The sequence below is a fragment of the Paenibacillus sp. CF384 genome (assembly GCF_900106745.1).
Lineage (GTDB): Bacteria > Bacillota > Bacilli > Paenibacillales > Paenibacillaceae > Paenibacillus_Z.
The window spans coordinates 169,064-190,092 of record NZ_FNNV01000013.1; the positions used below are offsets into that span (position 1 = coordinate 169,064).

Consider the following 21,029-nt stretch of genomic DNA (forward strand, 5'->3'; position numbering starts at 1 on the left):
GTCCTATTTCCCATGAGATACCTAGGCTTGCTCGAAACGTATAAAGAATTTCTACCCGTCAACGAAAACACACCGATGCTGACGCTGCAAGAAGGCAACACGCCCCTTGTACGCGCAGAGAACTTGTCCAAGGAGCTGGGCTTGAACCTGTTCTTCAAATATGAAGGATTGAACCCAACCGGTTCCTTCAAAGACCGCGGTATGGTTATGGCGGTTGCGAAGGCAATGGAAGAAGGCAGCACAACGATCATGTGTGCGTCTACCGGCAACACTTCGGCAGCGGCTGCTGCTTATGCAGCACGTGGCGGTCTGAACTGTATCGTGCTAATCCCGAATAACAACATCGCGCTTGGCAAGCTGGCTCAAGCGATTATCTACGGTGCCAAAGTAATCGCAATCAACGGGAACTTCGACCGTGCTCTTGAAATTGTTCGCGAAATTACGGCGAAGCACCCGATTACCCTCGTGAATTCCGTTAATCCTTATCGGATTGAAGGCCAGAAGACAGCTGCATTTGAAGTCGTGGATCAGCTTGGCGGCACAGCGCCTGACTACTTGGCGATTCCGGTTGGAAACGCGGGCAATATCTCGGCGTACTGGAAAGGCTTCAAGGAGCTTCACGCACATGGTAAAATCTCTTCGCTGCCGAAGATGGTCGGCTTTGAAGCAGAAGGCGCAATGGCAATCGTGAAAGGCGAGCCCATTGCTGAACCTGAAACAATCGCAACTGCGATTCGGATCGGTAACCCTGCAAGCTGGAAAACAGCTGTCGCTGCTGCTGAAGAATCCCAAGGCCAAATTAACTACGTGACAGACGAAGAGATTCTGGATGCGTACAAGCTGATTGCACGCCGCGAAGGCATCTTTGCAGAACCTGCATCTGCAGCATCGATTGCCGGCGTTCTTAAGCTGAAGCGCGAAGGCGCGTTTAAAGGCGGCGAGACGGTAGTTTGCGTATTGACAGGCCATGGCTTGAAGGATCCTAACATCGCCATTAAGAGCGTACAAGCCGAGCCGATCGTCGTAGAAGACAACGAAGAAGCGGTTATGAACGCGATCCGTCAGCTTGAGGGTGCGGCAAAATGATGAACCGCCGGGTAATGGTAAAGGTCCCGGCCAGCACGGCGAATCTCGGTCCGGGTTTTGACACACTTGGAATGGCGTTGTCGCTCTTTATTTGGATCGAAATGTCGATTCCAAAGGATGGCATTACGTCATTTGATTTGCACGGAGACGGGAACGAAGGTATCCCGACCGACAAATCGAATTTAATCTATACCGTGGCACAGCAGGTGTTCGAGGCTGCGGGCGTCCAAGTGCCGGAGCTGCACGTTTCGATGTACAGCGAAATTCCGCTGACGCGCGGACTCGGCAGCAGCGCCTCCGCTATTATCGCGGCGCTGGTTGCAGCGAATGCGTTAATCGGAAGCCCGCTCAGCGAGGATAAGCTTTTCCAAATGTCCAGCGAGCTGGAAGGTCATCCGGACAATGTCAGCGCCTCGCTGTTCGGCGGCATCGTCGTTTCGGCTTGGGATGGCCAGCGCGCAGAGAAAGTCCGGATCGAGCCGCATGCCGATCTGGAGGTGCTTGTTGCGATCCCGTCATTCGAGCTGTCAACGGAGAAAGCAAGGCATGCGCTGCCAACGCAAATCTCGATGAAGGATGCCGTCTTCAACGTGGGATGCAGCTCGCTCCTGGTCGCGGCACTGGCAAGCGGCAGCTTGGAGCTGATTCGCTTCGCGATGCGCGATCGTCTTCATCAGCCTTATCGCGCGCCAATGGTGCCGGGCATGACGGAAATCTTAGAGCAAGCACCGGAACGCGGTGCGCTTGGCGTCGCTTTAAGCGGGGCGGGGCCGACGCTTCTGACGCTTGTTGACCGGAACAGTCCGCGCAAGGCGGAGCTGGAAGCTTTTCTCGGCGAAACCATTGGCAAACATGGTATTCAAGCTCAGACGATGTGGCTGAAGCCATGTGCGGAAGGTCCTGAGATCACGGTGAGCAGCAAGCAGCAGGAGCAATCATTTATGGAACGGATTAAAGGAGAAGTCAGGGCATGATTAGCGTAGCATGTTTGACAAAAGGCTCAACGTCTGACGAAGCAGCAAGGTACTTATTAAACGGCGGTCATGGTGCCGATATTCACTATTCCTATCATCGTATGATCGCGGACGTGTTTCTTTCCACCTCGGAAGGCAAGACAACCTATTCTATTATTCCGATTGAGAATACGATTGACGGTTCTGTGGGCCTTCATACCGATTGGATCGTGGATGAAGTGAACCTGCCGATTCAAGCGGAGTGGGTGTACCCCTCCATCCAAAACTTAATCGGCAATGAGCAAGAGCTGGCTGTGGGCGGGGAGCTTGCCTATGACAGAATCGTCAAGGTGCTCAGTCATCCGGTCGCGATGGCTCAGTGTACCCAATATCTGAAGAAACATATTCCGCATGCAGAGCTTGAGCATGTCGGCAGTACTTCGGAAGCGGTTGGTATTGTACGCGATAATCCCGGTCGGGGCTGGGCGGCTATCGGACAAGTGTCGGCAGCTGCCGATAATGAACTTGCCGTACTGGAAACAGCAGTAACCGACCATGACAACAACTTCACTCGGTTCTTATTGGTAGGGACGGAGCCGTTTACACTTCGTGATTCACAGACCCATAAGACGAGTATCCTCATTACGATGCCTGAGGATTATCCGGGTGCGCTGCATCAGGTGCTCTCTGCGTTCTCTTGGCGCCGCATCAACCTGTCGCGGATTGAATCGCGTCCAACGAAGAAACAGCTCGGCAATTATTATTTCTTGATCGACATCGATATGTCGCTCAATACCGTCTTGCTGCCGTCTGCAATTGCTGAAATCGAAGCGATCGGCTGTCAGGTCCGCGTGCTGGGGAGTTATCCGAGTTTCAAATATACAGCTTCTGAATAGCTGTGATCAGTCCCGAAAGTTAAAGCTCTGCCTCTGTAATGGAGGTAGGGCTTTAACTTTTTTTTGTAAGGAAGGGTGACACTCGCCTATCTCATGCATAGGATGTAGGGATTGATAACGGGCGTTTACCACGTCTGCCCAAGGCGTACAAACGTGACAGGAGGTTTTTGACGGGTGAAAATTCATATTGTCAAAAAAGGCGATACACTATACCTCATTGCCCAGAAGTATAATGTTTCGCAGGAAGAAATCATTAAACTGAATCCCAATATCACCAATTCGGATATGATCGACATCGGAATGAAGATCAAAGTACCGGCTTCTCAATCCGGAGGAACGGACTTTATGCACCAGCATGTGGTGCAGCAAGGTGATACATTGTGGAAGCTCTCCAAAGCATGGGGAATCCCGCTGAGTGACATGATTAAAGCTAATCCGCAGCTGAAGAATCCAAACGTGCTGCTGACAGGCGAAGTCGTAAATATACCTAAGCCAGGCGCATCACATTCTATGCATGAGACGCATATGCAAAGTGTTCACGAGAATTCAGGCTCAGGGCATCATCCGCTTCACCCTTCATCGGTCATGCAAGGCGTTCAAGGCTTGATGGGCAAAATGTCGACTGCGCCTTCGTTACTCGGCGGTAAGAAAGCGACTGGCCAAAAACCGAACACAATGCCGATGCCGGTGCCAACGCCGATGCCGGAAGTGGAAGCAGAGCAAGTCGCGCCGACAAAGATGCCGGAACCGGCTCCAATGCCGATGCCATTGCCGGAAATCATGCCTGTCGCAGAGAAGAAATATCCGGTTTACAATTCTTATGATCAGCATGTTGATTTATTCAAACAATATGGCGTGCCGGCTACTGAGGTTATGTCGCTGTATGATATGCCGAAAATGCCAGAAGCGGTATCTCCGGCGTCAATGGGTGGCGGCTATGGGCAGCCGACAGCCGTATCACCGGCGTCGATGGGTGGCGGCTATGGGCAGCCGACAGCCGTATCACCGGCGTCGATCGGAAGCGGCTACGGCTATCCGTCAGCGGTGTCCCCTGCATCGATGGGAAGCGGCTACGGCTATCCGTCAGCGGTATCCCCTGCATCGATGGGAGGCGGCTATGGGCAGCCGACGGCGGTATCCCCTGCATCGATGGGAGGCGGCTATGGTTATCCATCAGCTGTTAGTCCTGCAGAAGACATGGAATGGTGTCCGCCGGTGACATTGCCATGGGGAGCACCGAGCTACGGTTGGGGTCCTCAGGCGGTATCCCCTGCTGAGATGGGTCCGCAAGGCGGCTATGGTTACCACGATCCGTCGATGGTCTCCCCGGCTAACATGGGTCCGCAAGGCGGCTACGGCTACCACGATCCGTCGATGGTCTCCCCGGCTAACATGGGTCCGCAAGGCGGCTATGGCTACTATGATCCGTCGATGGTCTCTCCGGCTAACATGGGTCCGCAAGGCGGCTACGGCTACCACGATCCGTCGATGGTCTCCCCGGCTAACATGGGTCCGCAAGGCGGCTACGGCTACTATGATCCGTCGATGGTTTCCCCGGCTAACATGGGTCCGCAAGGCGGCTACGGCTACTATGATCCGTCGATGGTCTCTCCGGCTAATATGGGTCCGCAAGGCGGCTACGGTTACATGGGCGGCGGTCAAATGGCGCCTGTCGTAGCCGGAGCTTCAACAGGCAAAAAAAATTGCAACTGCGGCTGCCATGAGAAACGTGAGGATGAAGTTGACCAGTTCGAGGAAGAGAACGTACTGAGTGCATCCCCGAGCAAATCAGCCCCTCCGCGTAAAACAGCCAAAAAGGTTGTCGTTCGTCAAACACGCACCGTAAAGCCAAAACGCCGCGGAAGTTTACCGTGGATTAATCGTTAATTGCTGGTTCGAACTAACCCCGGCTATCCTCGCTTGCATGGATTCATGCATGTGAGGATGCCGGGGTTATTGATGTGCATAATTCTCCAGCAGAGGTGAAAGACTAACAAAAAAGGTAAAAAGGGGAGTTCCCGATGATGGAATTCAGCCTCTGGAAGAAAATCAAAAAAAGGCTGCTGCGGAATCGACGGCCAATGTGGCAATTAGGCTGCCTGCTTGCCGTGACTATCGCATCGCTTACAAGCATTCAATCTGTACAAGCTATGCAGCAGACGAATCCACCTTCCACCGGAGCAGGAACAAGAAGCGTTATCGAAGTGCTGGCATCACCTTCAGAGCAGGTGACCGTCAAGCTGCACCGTATTTTCTTATGCGGCGACGAGATGAGTACGCTGGGGCAGATGACATCGAAAGAAACGCTTCGGTTGCTCAAGGAACATCCGGAATGGACGGCTGTGCTTGATACAGAGTCAGCTGTCGTCATGGAGCAGCGGATTGACGACCTGTCGGAATCATGCAAGCATAACGGCTATATCAGTATGGATAAAGCGGGCAACTTAACGTTATTCGATGGTTCGCCGAAGAAGGAAAAGGTGCTGAGGACCTTTTTCCAACTGGATGTCAACTACATGGAGAGCAGTTTGCCGAAGGAACGGATCGAGGAGCTCGTGAACGGGATTCGGATCACCGACAAAGACGAGTATAACAGTGTGTTGTCCACATTCAGTGACTATGCCGTCGATCGCACAGAGAAAGTCATGAAACGAGACTTCTAGCCGCTCTGTTCATGCCAGCCCAGCTTAACATTCGAATCGCACAGAGACGAACGCACGCAGCGTTCGTCTTTTGTGTTGTTACAGGAGGAGGAGCCTGCCCAAAAGACAAAACGCTTGTTCTCATCATGCCTATCATTTGCTATAATAGATGGAAGCCAATTTTTGAGCATACTATTTTTTGGCATGGGGAGAGAAGAGGCTTGCGTGTTTTAGGGATTGATCCAGGGATTGCAATCGTTGGATTTGGTTTCATCGACAAAATCGGGAGTAAGCTGGTTCCCGTCCAATACGGCTGTATTCAAACCGAAGCTCATACACCGCAAGAGGAGCGGCTCAAGCAGGTCTACGAATCTACTTGCGCGCTGATGGATCGCTATAAACCGGATACCGTCGCCGTAGAGAAGCTGTTTTTCAATAAGAACGTGACGACGGCATTCTCTGTAGGCCAGGCACGCGGTGTAATGATATTGGCAGCGGCCCAGCGCGGATTGCCTGTGACTGAATATACGCCACTGCAGGTGAAGCAGGCGGTTGTCGGATACGGCAAAGCGGAGAAGCGGCAGGTGCAGGAGATGGTGCGCATGCTCCTGAAGCTGAGTGCAATACCGAAGCCCGATGATGTGGCGGATGCACTTGCGGTCGCCATTTGCCACGCCCATTCTTCCGTTCTGACGGACAAAATAAACGGGGTGAACCGGAAATGATCGATTATGTACGAGGACGCGTCGTCCATTTGGATACAGAGTTTGTTGTAGTAGATGTACGAGATATCGGCTACCAGGTGTTTACGCCAAATCCGTACGCTTTTGCCAAGAGTGATGAAGCTGTGACGGTTTATACGCATCATCATGTTCGGGAAGACGCGACGCTGCTCTTTGGATTCGCAACACGCGAGGAACAGGCGATGTTCCGCAAGCTGCTTGAAGTGTCAGGTATTGGACCGCGCGTCGCGCTAGGAATTCTGGCAGGGGGCAAACCGGAGACGATTGCGGCTGCCATCCAGCAGGAGAATTTGACGTTTCTGACCAAGCTGCCCGGCATCGGCAAGAAGACGGCGCAGCGGATGGTTCTGGACTTGAAGGATAAGCTTGATGCGATTCCGGGCGGCTTCAGCTTCGCGGCCGCAGGAATCGTACTGGACGATGGCGCTGATAATGGATCCTTGTTCGGCGGCAATGCGAACTGGAAGGAAGCGCGCGAAGCTCTTACAACGCTCGGTTATACGGCAGCTGAGCTGGATCGCGCATGGCAGGGCATGAAGGATGCTGCGCCAGAGGATGAATCTGTGGATGCACTGATGAAACGTGCGCTGCAGCAGTTGTTTAAAGGCTAGCAGAGAGGGGGATGCGTGAATGGACGATCGGATTATTTCCGCCAACCTCATGATGGAAGATCAAGCGGTGGAGCTGAGTTTGCGCCCTCGCTATTTGGCCGAGTACATCGGTCAAACTCAAGTGAAAGAGAATCTGAAAGTATTCATTGAGGCGGCAAAGCTGCGTAAAGAAGCGCTCGATCATGTATTGCTCTACGGTCCTCCGGGACTTGGCAAAACAACGTTATCGAATATTATCGCCAACGAGCTTGGCGTGAATTTACGGACTACGAGCGGACCTGCCATTGAGCGGCCGGGCGATCTCGCCGCGCTTCTGACGAATTTGCAGGAAGGCGATGTTTTGTTTATTGATGAAATCCACCGCCTGCATCGCACGGTGGAGGAAGTGCTTTACCCGGCAATGGAGGACTTTGCGCTCGACATTATGATCGGCAAAGGCCCTAGTGCGCGATCGGTCCGCTTGGAGCTGCCGCCGTTCACGCTGATTGGTGCTACAACGCGGGCAGGACTATTGTCTGCTCCGCTGCGTGACCGTTTCGGTGTCGTGAGCCGGCTGGAGTTCTACTCGGTGGATGAGCTGGCATTTATCGTGTCACGCACAGCCGATATTCTCGGCGTCAGCGTTATTGGAGACGCAGCGCAAGAGATTGCGATGCGCTCCCGTGGGACGCCGCGGATCGCAAACCGACTGCTGAAGCGGGTTCGAGATTTCGCGCAGGTAAGAAACGAGGGTATTGTTACCCATGAGCTAGCCCGGTCGGCGCTTGGTCTTATCCAAGTGGACCCGCTTGGTCTTGACAGCATCGATCACAAAATGCTCCGTGCCATGATTTCCATCTATCGCGGCGGTCCTGTCGGGCTCGATACGATAGCAGCCACGATCGGTGAAGAAAGTCAAACGATTGAAGATGTTTACGAGCCCTATTTGATGCAGATCGGTTTCCTCCAGCGCACGCCGCGCGGTCGCATGGTAACGCCGCTTGCCTACCGGCATTTAGGCCTTCCTGTGCCGCAGCAGCCCGGCGCTGACGCCGATCAAGGAGAGGGAGGCAGCTCCGTATAATGGCCAAGAAAGAACGCAGTACGGATGAGAGCAAACGCGAGAAGCTTATTGTCTTGTATGATGGTACCTGCAACTTATGTCTGGGCAGTGTTCGTAAGTTGAAGGAGCTGCAGTCGTCAGCCGTGCTGCGATTCATTCCGGTTCAGTCGTTAGACGAAACTTACGAAACAATTCCGGGTCTGGCATCGTTAAATACAGAGACATTGCTAACGAAGATGCATGTCGTTGAAGCAGATGGCACGCTGCACGCGGGAGCCGCCGGCGTCATTCGAATTATGCGGACGGTCAGAGGGTTAAGATGGCTGGCTTGGCTGTACCGTGTGCCAGGTCTGGGACTCGCTGCAGACGGCATCTACCGAGTGATTGCGGCGAAACGTTACGACTGGTTCGGCCGAACCGATGACAGCTGTCATGAAGGAGTCTGTGCATTACCTAAGAAAGACTAATGGTGAGGGGGAATGGATGTTTTGCCGATGAAAGGCATAAACGTCGTTCATGCGAACGAGTCCATAGAGCCGGCAGTGAAGCGATCAAGGCTGCCGAAGACGATGCGAACATTTACGCTGCTGTTGACTGGAGTTGTAGGCCTCTCCGTTTGGACATCTGTGCCATCAAGCGGTGCGGCGGTACCTAAACTCGATAACATACGTGTAGGGATCTTCCTGAATACAAGTAAGTATAAGCTCGATTCGGCTGCCGCCACTTTCAGCTCGGTCGCTGCGCTGCAAGTGGGCGTTCGTCAGCCTTCCGGCGTTGTCCCGATGTTTCAGACGGCAAACGGCGAAACGACGAGATTTACGCTGGACGACTACAAGCCGTTGCTGCTTGAGACAACCGATTATATGACGGCACTGGCCGCTTATAAACGAGTCAAGGCAATGGGAGCAGCAGGTTTCATGACAGCAGCGAGCGACTCTCGCGGGAAAGTGTATCAAATCGAAGAAGGTTCATATGCCACTGCTGCTGAAGCGAAAGCAGCGGGCGATCGTTTGTTGAAGGATGCCACGCTGGCTGGCTATGCAGGCAAATCAAGTAAAGCAGAGCTGATCGGTCCGCTTCATTTGGATACCGGTTTGGTCTATGCCTCCAAGGATGAAGCTGTGAAAGCAGCGCAGTCTCTCGGCGCAAGCGGAGTAGAGGCTTATGCCGCCATGAAACAGACCGGAATGGAAGCAGGCGTGTTTACCGTCGTGGTTGGCTCAGAGAGCGATCAGACGGCGCTCGCTCAGGTTAAAGCCCAGGCGCAGAAGGTGAATGGTGCCTTGTCGCTGCAGCAGACAGATGCGGCCTCCGCTTATTTTGTTATACGGGATGATTATACGACGGTTGATTCGGCTTCCAAACCTCCGGTTTCGCTTTATTCGGTACCAACTACCGGTGCTAAACTATGGCTTTCGACTTCCGCTCCTTCAGGCATTAAGCTGATGGAACGATATAATCGGAGCTATCGCGGACAGTTTGAAGTAAGCGGCTTAAACAACAAGCTTGCTGTCATCAATGAATTACCGTTCGAGCAGTATCTGTATGCCGTCGTCGGTGCAGAGATGCCTTCATCTTGGCCCGCGGAAGCATTGAAATCGCAGGCGGTTGCGGCACGTACATATGCAATCTATCAAGGATTTGGCTTTCAAGTTGCGCATGTGGTAGATACAACGCTCAGTCAAGCTTACGGCGGCCTCGGTTCCGAGAAGCCATCAACGATTGCAGCCGTAGATGCGACTAACGGCGAAGTGGCCATGTACAACGGCAAGGTCATCGAGGCCGTATTCTCTTCAAGTGCCGGCGGCGTTTCGGCCGATGCGAGTGAGATATGGGGCAATAGCATCACTTACTTGAAGAGCGCGCAGAGTCCGGATTCCTCCTCCGAGAAAGGACTTTATCAGTGGTATCGCATTGCGCTCCCGAATGGATCCGTTGGTTATATGCGTGAGGACTTGCTGGATACAACCGATCAGAAATCAAAGGGCGGACAACCTCTTCTCCGTGTGAATACCGACGGATCGAAGCTGCGTCCGATTCCGCTCATTCAAGATAATGTGCCTGTCGTAGATTTGGCGAACCGTGGAACGATGGCAGTCCAATTGGAGAAAGTGACGCAATCCAATGAGATGTCATGGGTACGAGGAACGTACACGGCTGCAGAGATTCTGGCATTCACGAACGGTAAGCTGCAGAAACCTATCTCAGGCAAGATCGCGACGCTGGAAGTCAGTCAGAGCGGTCCGTCGGGGCGTCCTATTGAGCTGTTAGTGAATGGTCAGAAGATGCAGGTCAAATATCCGGATGTTTATCGCGCTGCATTCGGAGGATTGCCAAGCACCTTGTTCCAGATCGATGAAACAGCCAGAATGACCATTGCCGGCGGAAATCAAGCCGTACGTGAACGTCCGACTGTCACCGATAACGGTACGATGTATCTCATCGGTGGAGATGGACAAACGCGAGAATTGAAAGATCGCAATGTCTTTATCCTCAATGGCGATGGCAAAGTGCGAGCGGCAACGAAAGATCCGGGTTTCCGATTCGTCGGTTCCGGTAACGGACATGGCGTAGGCTTGTCTCAATACGGAGCGCGCGGGTTGGCAGAGCTTGGGTATGACTATAAATATATTATGCAATACTATTACAAAGACGTGACGATCGTTAAGGAATGAGAACCAGTCGATGAATGTAAATGAATTTGATTTTGATTTACCGGAACATCTAATCGCACAAACTCCGCTTGCAGACCGAACGTCCTCCCGGCTGTTGACGCTTAATCGAGAGTCGGGCGAAGTGGAGCATCATACGTTTACGAGGCTGGCCGAGCTGCTTCAGCCGGGGGATACTTTAATCCTCAACGACACTCGTGTCATGCCGGCACGCTTGATGGGGATCAAGTCCGATACGGGCGCTAAAGTCGAGCTGCTGCTGCTCAAGCAGCTCGAAGGGGATCGTTGGGATACGCTGGCGAAGCCCGGCAAGCGGTTAAAGGTTGGCGCACAGCTTTCTTTCGGTGATGATGGCAGCGGTCAGCCGCTGCTTCGAGCAACCGTGGTAGGGGAAGGCGAAATGGGCGGTCGCGAGATCGAGTTTCATTATGAAGGGATCTTCCCCGAGCTGCTGGATCGACTCGGAGAAATGCCTTTGCCGCCTTATATTAAAGAACGTCTTGGCGATCGCGAGCGATATCAAACCGTGTATGCCAAGCATGAGGGATCAGCTGCGGCACCTACGGCGGGATTGCATTTTACTAGACCGTTTCTCGATGAGTTGAAGGCTAAAGGCGTACATATCGGATATATTACGCTTCATGTCGGCCTTGGTACGTTCCGGCCGATGTCAGTAGATACAATCGAGGAGCACACGATGCACTCGGAATATTACGAATTAAGCGAAGAAACAGCAGCCATGCTTCGCTCCGCGAAGGAACGAGGCGGCAGAATTGTTGCCGTAGGCACAACTTCTGCACGAACTCTTGAAACCGTTGCGGCTCGGTTTACGTATGAGGGTATACAGGCTTGCAGCGGCTGGACAGATATTTTTATTTTCCCAGGCTACGAGTTCAAGCTGGTTAATGCGCTGCTCACGAATTTTCACCTGCCGAAGTCAACGCTGGTGATGCTCGTCAGTGCTTTAGCCGGACGGACGGCAGTTATGAAGGCGTACAAGGAAGCGATTGAACAAGAATATCGGTTCTTCAGTTTCGGAGACGCGATGTTTATTTACTAGGACAGAAAGAGGAAGTGCACGAGTGGCAATCACATACGAGTTAATTAAGACTTGCAAGCAGTCAGGAGCGCGTCTCGGACGCGTACATACGCCTCACGGAATTATCGAAACACCTGCATTCATGCCGGTAGGCACGCAAGCTACGGTCAAGACGATGAGCCCGGAAGAGCTGAAGACGATGGATGCTCATATTATTCTGAGCAATACCTACCATCTGTTTATCCGGCCCGGACATGAAATCGTCCGCAAAGCAGGCGGCCTGCATAAATTCATGAATTGGGATCGCCCGATTCTGACGGACAGCGGCGGATTCCAAGTATTCAGCTTAAGCAACATGCGCAAGATCAAAGAAGAAGGCGTAGAATTCCGCAGTCATCTCAGCGGCGACAAGCTGTTCTTGTCTCCGGAAGTGGCGATGGAAATCCAAAACGCACTCGGCTCGGACATTATGATGGCATTCGACGAATGCGCGCCATACCCAGCCGACTATGATTATGTCAAGAAATCGCTGGAACGTACGACTCGCTGGGCAGAGCGCTGTTTGGCTGCTCATGCTCGTCCGCATGATCAAGGATTGTTCGCGATTGTGCAGGGCGGCATGTACGAAGACTTGCGCCGTCAGAGCGCAGCAGAGTTGACTTCCATGGATTTCCCGGGGTATGCTATTGGAGGATTAAGCGTCGGAGAACCGAAGAATCTCATGTACAATGTGCTTGATTGTACGGTTCCGCTGCTGCCATCTAACAAACCTCGCTACTTAATGGGCGTAGGCTCGCCTGATGCTCTGCTTGAAGGCTCTATTCGCGGAATCGATATGTTCGATTGCGTGCTGCCTACCCGTATTGCTCGTAACGGTACAACGATGACGAGCTCGGGTCGACTGGTCATTCGCAACGCGAAATTCACCGAGGACTTCGGTCCGCTTGATCCGGAATGCAGCTGCTATACCTGTACGAATTACTCCCGTGCGTACTTGCGTCACCTGATCAAGGCTGACGAGACGTTCGGCATTCGATTGACTACCATACACAATTTGCACTTCCTTCTAGAGATGATGCGCGGCGTGAGACAAGCAATCATGGATGACAGATTACTTGACTTCCGTGATGACTTCTTTAATAAGTACGGCTTGCACGAGAACGATAAAGGATTTTAAGGAAAGGGGTGAACCAATATGGGATCAGCAGCATCTTTACTCCCGTTTGTACTTATGTTTGCGGTATTTTATTTCCTTCTGATTCGTCCGCAGCAGCGTAAATCCAAGCAGCGCAACTCGATGCTTAGCTCGCTGAAGAAAGGCGACAAAATCGTAACGATCGGCGGTATGCACGGAACGATCATGGAAATCTCGGATGATGTCGTTGTCCTTCGTGTCAACGATGCAACGAAGATTACATTCGACCGCAGTGCGATTAACACGATTACAACAAGCGCGGCAGTATCTGCAGCACCATCTGCGCCTGTAGTAGAGAAGAAAGAAGATCAAGCAGAGAATATTAAAGCTTAATCTAAGCAGTAAACAGAAGCCGGAACGAAGGCGGACGATGAGTCCTACTCGTTTCGGCTTCTATTTGTTTGCTTAAGGGATAAGACGGAACCCGCTCATAATTTCCAGCATTTGCGCACATAATGAACGTACATGCCAGGCGCCGATGGAGGTGGAGAATAATGGGCAATTGGCTGGAGATCACGTGGCGGACGTTAATGGCTGTCGTCTTCTTGCTCTTGATGACGAAACTGCTGGGAAAACGCCAGGTTACCGAGCTGTCCGTATTTGAATATATTACAGGCATCACTATAGGTAACTTGGCGGGGTATATTTCACTGGATACGGATGAGAAATGGTACTTAGGTTTCTTGTCTTTAGGTGTCTGGGTAGCGGTGTCACTCGGCATCGAGATGCTTCAATTAAAGAGCAAGAGAGTCCGAAACTGGATTGACGGAACTCCGACCGTATTGATTCAGAAGGGCAAAATACTAGAGAAGAACTTAAAGAAAGAGCGTCTGACAACCGATGAACTGCTGCAGCAGCTGCGAATGAAAGATATATTCAAAGCGGCTGACGTTGAGTTTGCGATTATGGAGGCGAGCGGGGCGATCAATGTGCTGCTCAAGACCGAGAATTTACCATTAACCCCGAAGCAGCTGGGCATTAAAGTGACACCTGAGAGAGAACCGATCGCAGTCATCATGGATGGGGTCGTGCTGGTGGATCCACTTCAAGTGAGAGGGTTTAACGAGGCTTGGTTGGTCAAAGAGCTCAAGAAATCGGATCTTCGCGTTCAGGATGTGTTTCTGGCCCAAATTGATGATTTCGGGACGCTGACAATCGATTTGTACGATGATAAGGTCAAGCAGCCTAAGAGCCAGCATCAAGCGACACTGCTTGCAGCACTGAAGAAATGTGAAGCGGACATGGAGATGTACGGGCTGCTGACGACAGACGAAACCGAGAAACAGAAATATGCTGCCTGCTCCAAGCAGCTTCAGCATTTGATTGATGAGGTCAGGCCGCTTATTTATCAATAAACAAGAAGAGACCGCCGGTGAATGAACACAATCAACCGGCGGTCTCTATTTGGTTTATTTTGCATCCTCGCGCAAATACGTCATATTCGCCGGGGTAATGGAGCCATTGTGGCGACCGCGGCGGAGCGAGAGGTTCATCACGCTTAGACGCATGCCCACCGTGGAAGCAAATGTAGCAAGCACCAGTCCACCACACATGTCGATCAACCAGTGGATCCCCAGATAGAAGATCGCAAAGATAATGATGACGGCACAGATGCAGCAGAACCAAGCCCATCGTTTGATGCCGGAGCGTACGGCCAATATCGCAAGCGTTACCGATATCGACGTATGCAAGCTTGGGAAGCAGTTATCAAGTCCAGACAAAGCACGATACTGGTTCTCGAAGTCCGGGAATACGTTTAACATCAGGAATGAAACGTTCGTCGGATCATGATACCAGACCTCGTTGACCGGCAAAAACAAGTAAAACGGGATCGCGACTAAATAGTTAATCATAATCGCGTAACACAGCGCGTAAAACATTCGTTTGTTTTTGCTGCGCTTGGAGTAAATGCCGATGGATGCAATAAGCATCGCTTGAAAGACCACCACGTACATAAAAGCCAGGAAAACAGTCAAATAACGATTCTCAAACATATGTTGAAGATTGGCGACGAAGTTTCCTTCGATCGATTGGAAGAACGTTGCGAAATCATAAGTATAGGTCATATGATGTTCGATGCGCATCTCCAGCTTGTTGATGAAGAGAATCAACATTAAAGCGCCGAAATGCAGCAAATATTTGCGGTTTAGTACCATCTCTCTGAGAAACAATCCACCAACCTTGAACGGGTTCGCTGCTGCTCCGTACCAGATCAGAAACGTCACCGTAATGGCCGAATAGATCGCGACCGTCGTCATGTTGTCAAACAAAGTCATGATACATTATTTCCTCCTAAAAGCACCTTCATTATTTCAGCTCGATCTAGTATATCACAAACTATACCCAAGTGAGACCATTTCCAAAAGTGTTCACAAACGGGACAAGCTGTCAGGACCGTTTGGTATTTACCCCAATCATGCCTCCAAATGCGCCGCAAAGCAAGGTTTCGATCAGCATGGTGAACGTTCTGCCGCTAATGCCGGTGTTTGTAGAAAGAAAGCTGACAAGCAGAATCAACAGGCCGTAAGCGATGCCGAGCATTCCGCCGTAATACCATCCGCGCATCCCGGATCTTCTTCCCGATACGAAACCGCCTGCAAGTGAAGCACAGCCGTGCACGATCAAACTGTAAAGCGGCAGCTGGGTTTCCTGCATGCTTCCCCACCTCAGCATAGTTGAGAGCAGTATAGCCCCTAATGCCAGCCAAATGGATGCATACAAAATGCCTGCGAGCATCGGTGAAGCCATGTGTACCTTAGGAACATTTTTCATGGCGTTGATTGGTTTCATATCGCTATCCCTCCAATTATTTGCGCTCGTGTTCACGATTATTACAAGATATGGTCAAGCTGATCAGAATAGTACAAGTTGGCCGTCAGCAGCAGGCATTCCGCGTGATTACCAAATATTCGAACATTGTCCTTCGTATGATGTACTTTGCATCAGGTGACAATAGTTGTACTTTGTGCTGGCATGAACCAAAGGAGGGCGGCTCATGTGGAATACTTGACACTGATGTTCCGGACGCTTCTCATCTACTTCATCGTGTTTCTCATTATGCGGCTTATGGGGAAGAGGGAAATCGGCAAGCTGTCTGTATTTGACCTGGTCATTTCCGTCATGATTGCCGAGATTGCCGTATTCGTCATTGAGGATACGCATCGTCCGTTATTGAATGGCATATTGCCGATGGTGTTTCTGCTCGTCATTCAGATTGTCATTGCCGTCATTTCGCTGAAAAGCCGGAAGCTGCGAATCTGGTTCGATGGTGAGCCGGTTGTGCTCGTGGAGCGCGGCAAGCTCAATCGTGAAGCGATGCGTAAGCAGCGATATAATTTAGATGATTTGATGCTGCAGTTTCGGGAGAATAAAACGAATATCGCGGACGTCGAGTTTGCCATATTGGAGACGACCGGCAAACTATCCATCATTCAGAAGGATCGGCATGAACATCGCAATCCGGGGGCATCAGGCGAGCATGGCGGACAAGGGCAAGGAGAAGGACATGATTCCTATTTCCCCAAGCCGTTCCCCAGAAATTACCGTTTCGAAACGCTGCCCGTTCCGCTCATCATGGATGGCGAGATTCAGAAGACGAATTTGGAGCAGCTCGGCAAAGACCGTTTCTGGTTGAATAATCAGCTGCGGCAGCGCGGAGTTACAGATGTGAAGCAAGTATTCTTATTGACGATTGATCATCGCGGCAAAATCTTTCTCGATGCAAGGCGGGGGAGAAATCCACATAAGTAAACGACAAACACCGGCTTGGATAAGCCGGTGTTTCATTAGGATTTGAACCATCTGCCGAGAAGAGGAATGCGCTCCGCATCATAGCGGTCAATAATGCGCATCATGACCATGAGAATGAGATAGACGATGATGCCGGCTGTGCAGGCTGCAAACAAATTATGCCACAAGGCAGGCAATGCTTGCAGGTTCATCACCCATAATGAAGCAGCTCCCATAATGCACATGGCGGCTCCGACTTTAAGGAAATCCAGTATGTTCATGCTGAAACCTACAGAGCGAACAACGGCGATCCAGTGCAATGCCGTGACAAGTACGATATTGACATTGATTGCAATGATGGCACCGTAGATGCCAAGGGACGGATCAGACGCCAGCTCAACAATGAGGACGAGCTTCACCACGGCTCCGATAAAAGTGTTCATGAGAGCGGTAGTAGGTTTATCGAGCGCCTGCAGCGCTGCTTGAAGAGGAGCCTGTAAGTAAATGAACAAGCCGATAGGAGCTAACCATTGCAGCATTGGGGCAATCTCGACATGATTATAGAGGATGCGGCACAGCGGCTCTGCGAACAGGAGCATGACCACGACGAACGGAGCTCCTGTAACAAGGGAGAGGCGCATGGATTGATGGAGACGTTTATGGATCGTTGCGCGGTCACCTTTGGCAGCTGCTTCTGAGAGGGAAGGAACAAGTGAAACGGCAAGGGAGTAAGTGAGTGCTGTGGGAAGAAGCAGGATAGGGATGATCATCCCTTGCAGTGCGCCATATTGAGAGGTTGCCACTCCGACAGCAATTCCTGCCGCCAGCAAAGCTCGTGCAGTCAGAATAGATTCCATTAGATAAGATAAGGATCCGATCATTCGGCTGCCTGTTACCGGTACAGAGAGGCTGATCAAGCGTCTCATGACCGGAACGCGTCGTTTATGAAAAGGAATGTGGAATTGAGGTTTGACAGAAGCATGCGTAGTATCTAGTGATGAGAGTTCAGCTACAGCATTGTCTTGAATAATAGCGAGTTTTACTCGTTTACGGTCATGCGCATATTGCCAAAGCAGCACAACAAGCCCTCCGATTTCACCCACGACCACGCCGAGCATCGCTCCCGCCGCACCCCAGGCTAGTCCGAATGGCAGCAGCCATTTCGCGAATAACAGGGCAAATACAATGCGAATCACGGTTTCGAGCGTCTGCGAAAGTGCAGTTGGAATCATGTTCTGCTTCCCTTGAAAATAACCCCGATACACGGAGGAGATCCCAATGATGAGCAGCAGCGGTGTCATCATGAGGAAGGTTTGATAAACGCGCGGATCTGTCATCAGCCGCGTCGTTATCCAAGGCGTCAGCCAAACAAATAAACCGGTAAGCAGGAGCGACAGAAGCACCGTAAGTGCCATCGCTGAACGGAATATTTGTTTCACCCGCTTAGAGTCGCCCTTGGATTCCGCCTCCGCTATCCATTTGGCAACGGCCAGTGGAATTCCGCCGGTAATCAAGGTGAGCAGGACGATCAGAAACGGGTAACCGAGCTGATACAAACCTACTCCCTCAGCACCGATAATGCGGGGAAGCGCAATGCGCGGTACAAAGGCAAGGATTCGATTCACAATGCCTGCAAGCAGCAGAATTAATGCGCCTTTAATAAAAGATTGCTTGGTCACAGTCGGTTCCTCTCCCTTTACGTTCGATCCCTTTCCTTCACTTCCCATTACCTGCAAGACCTGTCCTGTTCTATCCTTATGCTTATGCGCAGCATGTCCGAATCCATGTCAATTTTTCAAATGCGGTTGCATGAAGCAGGAAAGTGGCAAGCGGGCATCGAATGAATGTAGGATAAAGGGCATAGTAACGTGAGGAGGTCGTGAGTATGACGGGCGATTTAGTACCATTAACGAATGAAGAATGGATCGCGACCATCGAACATTTATGTGATAGCAAAGCGGATGAATTTCGATTGATCGGCTACGAGCATGTAACTGGGAATGATATATGGCAGTGCGTGAAGGACCGGTATACCAAAACAGGCGAACCGGCCATGCATCAGGTCGTCAACGATATTTTGTCGCTGAAAGTGACAAAATTTATGAACTTTTTGACGGTAAGTGCCTATAAAGGGACCCATTTTTAACGAGTGGGCTCTTTTTTTTGACTCGTTTTTGAGGCATCGCTATAATAGGAATGTTGACACAAGAGAATTTAAGGGGGAACTGAGAGTATTATGAATCGTTTGTTAGCATTCGTACTCATCGTCGTGCTATCTGCCGGCGTAGTAGCGGGAACAAGCTCTTGGCTTTTCAACGACGTGAAATTAGGACTTGATCTGAAAGGCGGATTTGAAATCCTGTATGAAGCTCAGCCAATTGAGGCTGGCGGTAAAGTGACGAAGGAGTCTCTGATCGAGACGGCTAAGAGCCTTGAGGAACGTGCCAATGCAACTGGCGTTGCAGAGCCGGAAGTAACGACAGAAGGCAGCAATCGGATTCGCGTGAAGATTGCCGGCGTTTCTGACGAGAACAAAGTCAGGGATGTCCTCAAGAAACCGGCAGAACTGACATTCCGCAGTGCGCGCGGCTGCGCAGCTGATAAAGGATACTGTAAAATCGAGCTTACCGGCAACGACTTCAAACAGAACGGAGCTGCCGTTCACCAAACGAACCTGAATGCTTTCGAGATTGCAATAAAGCTGAAGAGCGCGAGTAAGTTCGCTGAAGTAACACGCGAAATTGCGAAGCTTAGCCCGAACAACCAGCTCGCCATCTACTTGGATGAGAAGGAGCTGTCTGCGCCAAACGTTGCGGGTGAAATTAACCAAAACGAAGCGGTTATTACGGGTAATTACACCCGTGAAGAAGCGAATGACCTTAAAAATACAATCAACTTAGGCGCGTTGCCGCTTAAGCTGACCGAGAAATACACGCAAAGTGTCGGTGCAACACTAGGTAAATTATCTCTGAAAGAGACGGTAATTGCCGGTGCGATCGGTACTGTGCTGATTTTGCTCTTCATGTTGGTGTTTTATCGGTTACCGGGCGTTATTGCGAGCTTCTGTATCATCGTGTACATTTGGCTCCTATTGCTCGGCTTCAACTTGATAGATGCCACGCTGACATTGCCGGGTATCGCAGCCTTCATTCTCGGAATCGGGATGGCGGTTGACGCCAATATCATTATGGCAGAGCGGATTAAAGAAGAAATGCGCAGCGGCAAGAGCATTCTATCGTCGCAAAAAGCAGGCTCCAAGAGTTCGTTCCGCACCATTATCGATGCGCACGTTACGACTACAATTGCTGCACTCGTGCTATTCTTTATCGGCGTCGGTTCCGTTAAAGGGTTTGCGGTAATCCTGCTCCTAAGTATCATCATCAGTGTATTGACGAACGTGTTCTTCTCTCGCCTGCTCCTTACTTTGATTATCCGCAGCGGCATTGTGAAGAAGAAATCTTACTTCGGTGTCAAGGAGAGTGAAGTACGTGCGCTTTAGTGGATTTGCAGAGGTTTCGGATCGTAAGTTCGATTTCGTGAAGAAGGCTCGTTACTTCTTCATTTTCTCGATTATTATTACCGTTCTTGGTATCATAACGCTTGGTATCCATGGCTTGAACTACGGCGTCGATTTCCGGGCGGGCTCCAGCGTTGATATTGCCGTGAAGAAGGATTTGACGGGTCAGAAAGAAGAGATTGAGAAGTATCTGAAGGATAATGAATTTGGTGAGCCTGGTTTAACGGTTGGTACAAGCCGTGTAACGCTTCGTTTCGACGATGTGCTGACAGAAGCGAAGGAGAAATCGCTGAAGGCAGGTTTCGCCGAGAAATTTGACAAGGATGCGTCTGCCGAGGTCAATACGGTAGACGTTGAAATTGCCAAAGAGCTTAGGACGAATGCATTGTATGCGATGCTCGTAGCAAGCATCGGGATCGTTATCTATGTCAGCATCCGGTTTGAGTGGCGGTTCGCGATTGCGGCGATCGTTGCCTTGCTGCATGATGCCTTTATCGTAATCAGTTTGTTCTCGATCTTTAAGCTCGAAGTGAATCTTCCCTTCATCGTGGCGATCTTGACCATCATCGGTTACTCCATCAACGATACGATCGTCATATTTGACCGGATTCGTGAGAATTTGCGATTCGCTAAACTCAAGAATGCAGCGGATATCGCCAAGCTGGTGAATGAGAGTATCTGGCAAACGCTGACGCGTTCCATTAATACGGTAATGACCGTTGTCGTGGCTGCGCTTTGCCTGCTTATCTTCGGCAGCGAGTCCATCCGACTGTTCTCACTGGCAATCTTGTTTGGTCTTATAAGCGGAGCGTATTCGTCCATCTTTATTGCGAGTCAGCTGTGGCTTGTCATGAAGAAGAAACAAAAACCAAAAGCAACAGTCAAGTCTCCGGCTGCATCGTAG

21 protein-coding genes are annotated in these 21,029 nt (G+C 51.0%); 18 read left to right on the forward strand and 3 right to left on the reverse strand.

What is annotated here, in order from left to right:
- The first annotated feature begins 12 nt into the window (after positions 1-12).
- The 14 genes from thrC (at position 13) to BLW29_RS20750 (ending at position 14,234) form a co-directional block, all read left to right on the forward strand.
- Positions 13-1,086 (forward strand): threonine synthase, encoded by a 1,074-nt coding sequence (thrC, locus tag BLW29_RS20685; RefSeq protein WP_090983089.1) that lies wholly within the window; start codon positions 13-15, stop codon positions 1,084-1,086.
- Positions 1,083-2,060 (forward strand): homoserine kinase, encoded by a 978-nt coding sequence (gene thrB / locus BLW29_RS20690; protein WP_090983091.1) that lies wholly within the window; start codon positions 1,083-1,085, stop codon positions 2,058-2,060. Before thrC ends, thrB begins: the two co-directional genes overlap by 4 nt.
- Positions 2,057-2,935, forward strand: a complete 879-nt coding sequence (pheA, locus tag BLW29_RS20695) for a prephenate dehydratase (protein ID WP_090983093.1) — start codon at positions 2,057-2,059, stop codon at positions 2,933-2,935. Before thrB ends, pheA begins: the two co-directional genes overlap by 4 nt.
- A 174-nt stretch (positions 2,936-3,109) precedes the next feature.
- Positions 3,110-4,822 carry a LysM peptidoglycan-binding domain-containing protein gene (locus BLW29_RS20700; protein ID WP_090983095.1) on the forward strand — a complete coding sequence of 571 codons (1,713 nt, stop codon included), beginning with the start codon at positions 3,110-3,112 and terminating at the stop codon, positions 4,820-4,822.
- Positions 4,823-4,956: 134 nt separating this feature from the next.
- A complete protein-coding gene (locus tag BLW29_RS20705; protein ID WP_090983096.1) occupies positions 4,957-5,598 on the forward strand; it encodes a BofC C-terminal domain-containing protein in 642 nt (213 codons plus the stop codon).
- 200 nt (positions 5,599-5,798) lie between these two features.
- Positions 5,799-6,302, forward strand: a complete 504-nt coding sequence (gene ruvC, locus BLW29_RS20710) for a crossover junction endodeoxyribonuclease RuvC (protein ID WP_090983098.1) — start codon at positions 5,799-5,801, stop codon at positions 6,300-6,302.
- Positions 6,299-6,931 carry a Holliday junction branch migration protein RuvA gene (ruvA, locus tag BLW29_RS20715; RefSeq protein ID WP_090983100.1) on the forward strand — a complete coding sequence of 211 codons (633 nt, stop codon included), beginning with the start codon at positions 6,299-6,301 and terminating at the stop codon, positions 6,929-6,931. The genes ruvC and ruvA overlap by 4 nt, the downstream gene beginning before the upstream one ends.
- A gap of 19 nt (positions 6,932-6,950) precedes the next feature.
- Positions 6,951-7,994 carry a Holliday junction branch migration DNA helicase RuvB gene (gene ruvB / locus BLW29_RS20720; protein ID WP_090983102.1) on the forward strand — a complete coding sequence of 348 codons (1,044 nt, stop codon included), beginning with the start codon at positions 6,951-6,953 and terminating at the stop codon, positions 7,992-7,994.
- On the forward strand, positions 7,994-8,440 hold the full coding sequence (locus BLW29_RS20725) for a thiol-disulfide oxidoreductase DCC family protein (protein WP_090983104.1): 447 nt from the start codon (positions 7,994-7,996) through the stop codon (positions 8,438-8,440). Before ruvB ends, BLW29_RS20725 begins: the two co-directional genes overlap by 1 nt.
- 27 nt (positions 8,441-8,467) lie before the next feature.
- The gene (locus tag BLW29_RS20730) at positions 8,468-10,648 is read left to right on the forward strand and encodes a SpoIID/LytB domain-containing protein (RefSeq protein WP_256208746.1); all 2,181 of its coding nucleotides are present in this window, start codon (positions 8,468-8,470) and stop codon (positions 10,646-10,648) included.
- Positions 10,649-10,658: 10 nt separating this feature from the next.
- Positions 10,659-11,705 (forward strand): tRNA preQ1(34) S-adenosylmethionine ribosyltransferase-isomerase QueA, encoded by a 1,047-nt coding sequence (gene queA, locus BLW29_RS20735; RefSeq protein ID WP_090983106.1) that lies wholly within the window; start codon positions 10,659-10,661, stop codon positions 11,703-11,705.
- A 22-nt stretch (positions 11,706-11,727) separates the two neighbouring features.
- On the forward strand, positions 11,728-12,861 hold the full coding sequence (gene tgt, locus BLW29_RS20740) for a tRNA guanosine(34) transglycosylase Tgt (protein WP_090983107.1): 1,134 nt from the start codon (positions 11,728-11,730) through the stop codon (positions 12,859-12,861).
- A gap of 18 nt (positions 12,862-12,879) precedes the next feature.
- Entirely contained in the window at positions 12,880-13,212 is a 333-nt protein-coding gene (yajC, locus tag BLW29_RS20745) for a preprotein translocase subunit YajC (RefSeq protein WP_090983109.1), read from the forward strand.
- Positions 13,213-13,373: 161 nt separating this feature from the next.
- Complete coding sequence (locus BLW29_RS20750) at positions 13,374-14,234, forward strand: DUF421 domain-containing protein (protein ID WP_090983111.1); 861 nt, start codon at positions 13,374-13,376, stop codon at positions 14,232-14,234.
- Between the two features lie 54 nt (positions 14,235-14,288).
- Here BLW29_RS20750 and BLW29_RS20755 read toward each other — a convergent pair whose 3' ends face one another.
- Positions 14,289-15,155, reverse strand: coding sequence for a phosphatase PAP2 family protein (locus BLW29_RS20755; RefSeq protein ID WP_090983113.1), 867 nt, complete (start codon positions 15,153-15,155; stop codon positions 14,289-14,291).
- A 112-nt stretch (positions 15,156-15,267) separates the two neighbouring features.
- On the reverse strand, positions 15,268-15,669 hold the full coding sequence (locus BLW29_RS20760) for a TIGR04086 family membrane protein (protein ID WP_256208747.1): 402 nt from the start codon (positions 15,667-15,669) through the stop codon (positions 15,268-15,270).
- A 207-nt stretch (positions 15,670-15,876) separates the two neighbouring features.
- Here BLW29_RS20760 and BLW29_RS20765 point away from each other — a divergent pair, with 207 nt between their 5' ends.
- A complete protein-coding gene (locus BLW29_RS20765; protein ID WP_090983114.1) occupies positions 15,877-16,629 on the forward strand; it encodes a DUF421 domain-containing protein in 753 nt (250 codons plus the stop codon).
- 35 nt (positions 16,630-16,664) lie between these two features.
- Here the strand turns inward: BLW29_RS20765 and BLW29_RS20770 are convergent, their stop codons facing one another.
- On the reverse strand, positions 16,665-18,287 hold the full coding sequence (locus BLW29_RS20770; protein WP_090983116.1) for a putative polysaccharide biosynthesis protein: 1,623 nt from the start codon (positions 18,285-18,287) through the stop codon (positions 16,665-16,667).
- Positions 18,288-18,493: 206 nt separating this feature from the next.
- Between BLW29_RS20770 and BLW29_RS20775 the strand changes: the two genes are divergently transcribed.
- From BLW29_RS20775 to secF, 3 genes are all read left to right on the forward strand, one after another.
- The gene (locus tag BLW29_RS20775) at positions 18,494-18,754 is read left to right on the forward strand and encodes a post-transcriptional regulator (protein ID WP_090983118.1); all 261 of its coding nucleotides are present in this window, start codon (positions 18,494-18,496) and stop codon (positions 18,752-18,754) included.
- Between the two features lie 90 nt (positions 18,755-18,844).
- Positions 18,845-20,107: a protein translocase subunit SecD gene (gene secD, locus BLW29_RS20780; protein ID WP_090983120.1), complete on the forward strand. Its 1,263-nt coding sequence runs from the start codon at positions 18,845-18,847 to the stop codon at positions 20,105-20,107.
- Positions 20,097-21,029, forward strand: a complete 933-nt coding sequence (secF, locus tag BLW29_RS20785) for a protein translocase subunit SecF (protein ID WP_090983122.1) — start codon at positions 20,097-20,099, stop codon at positions 21,027-21,029. The genes secD and secF overlap by 11 nt, the downstream gene beginning before the upstream one ends.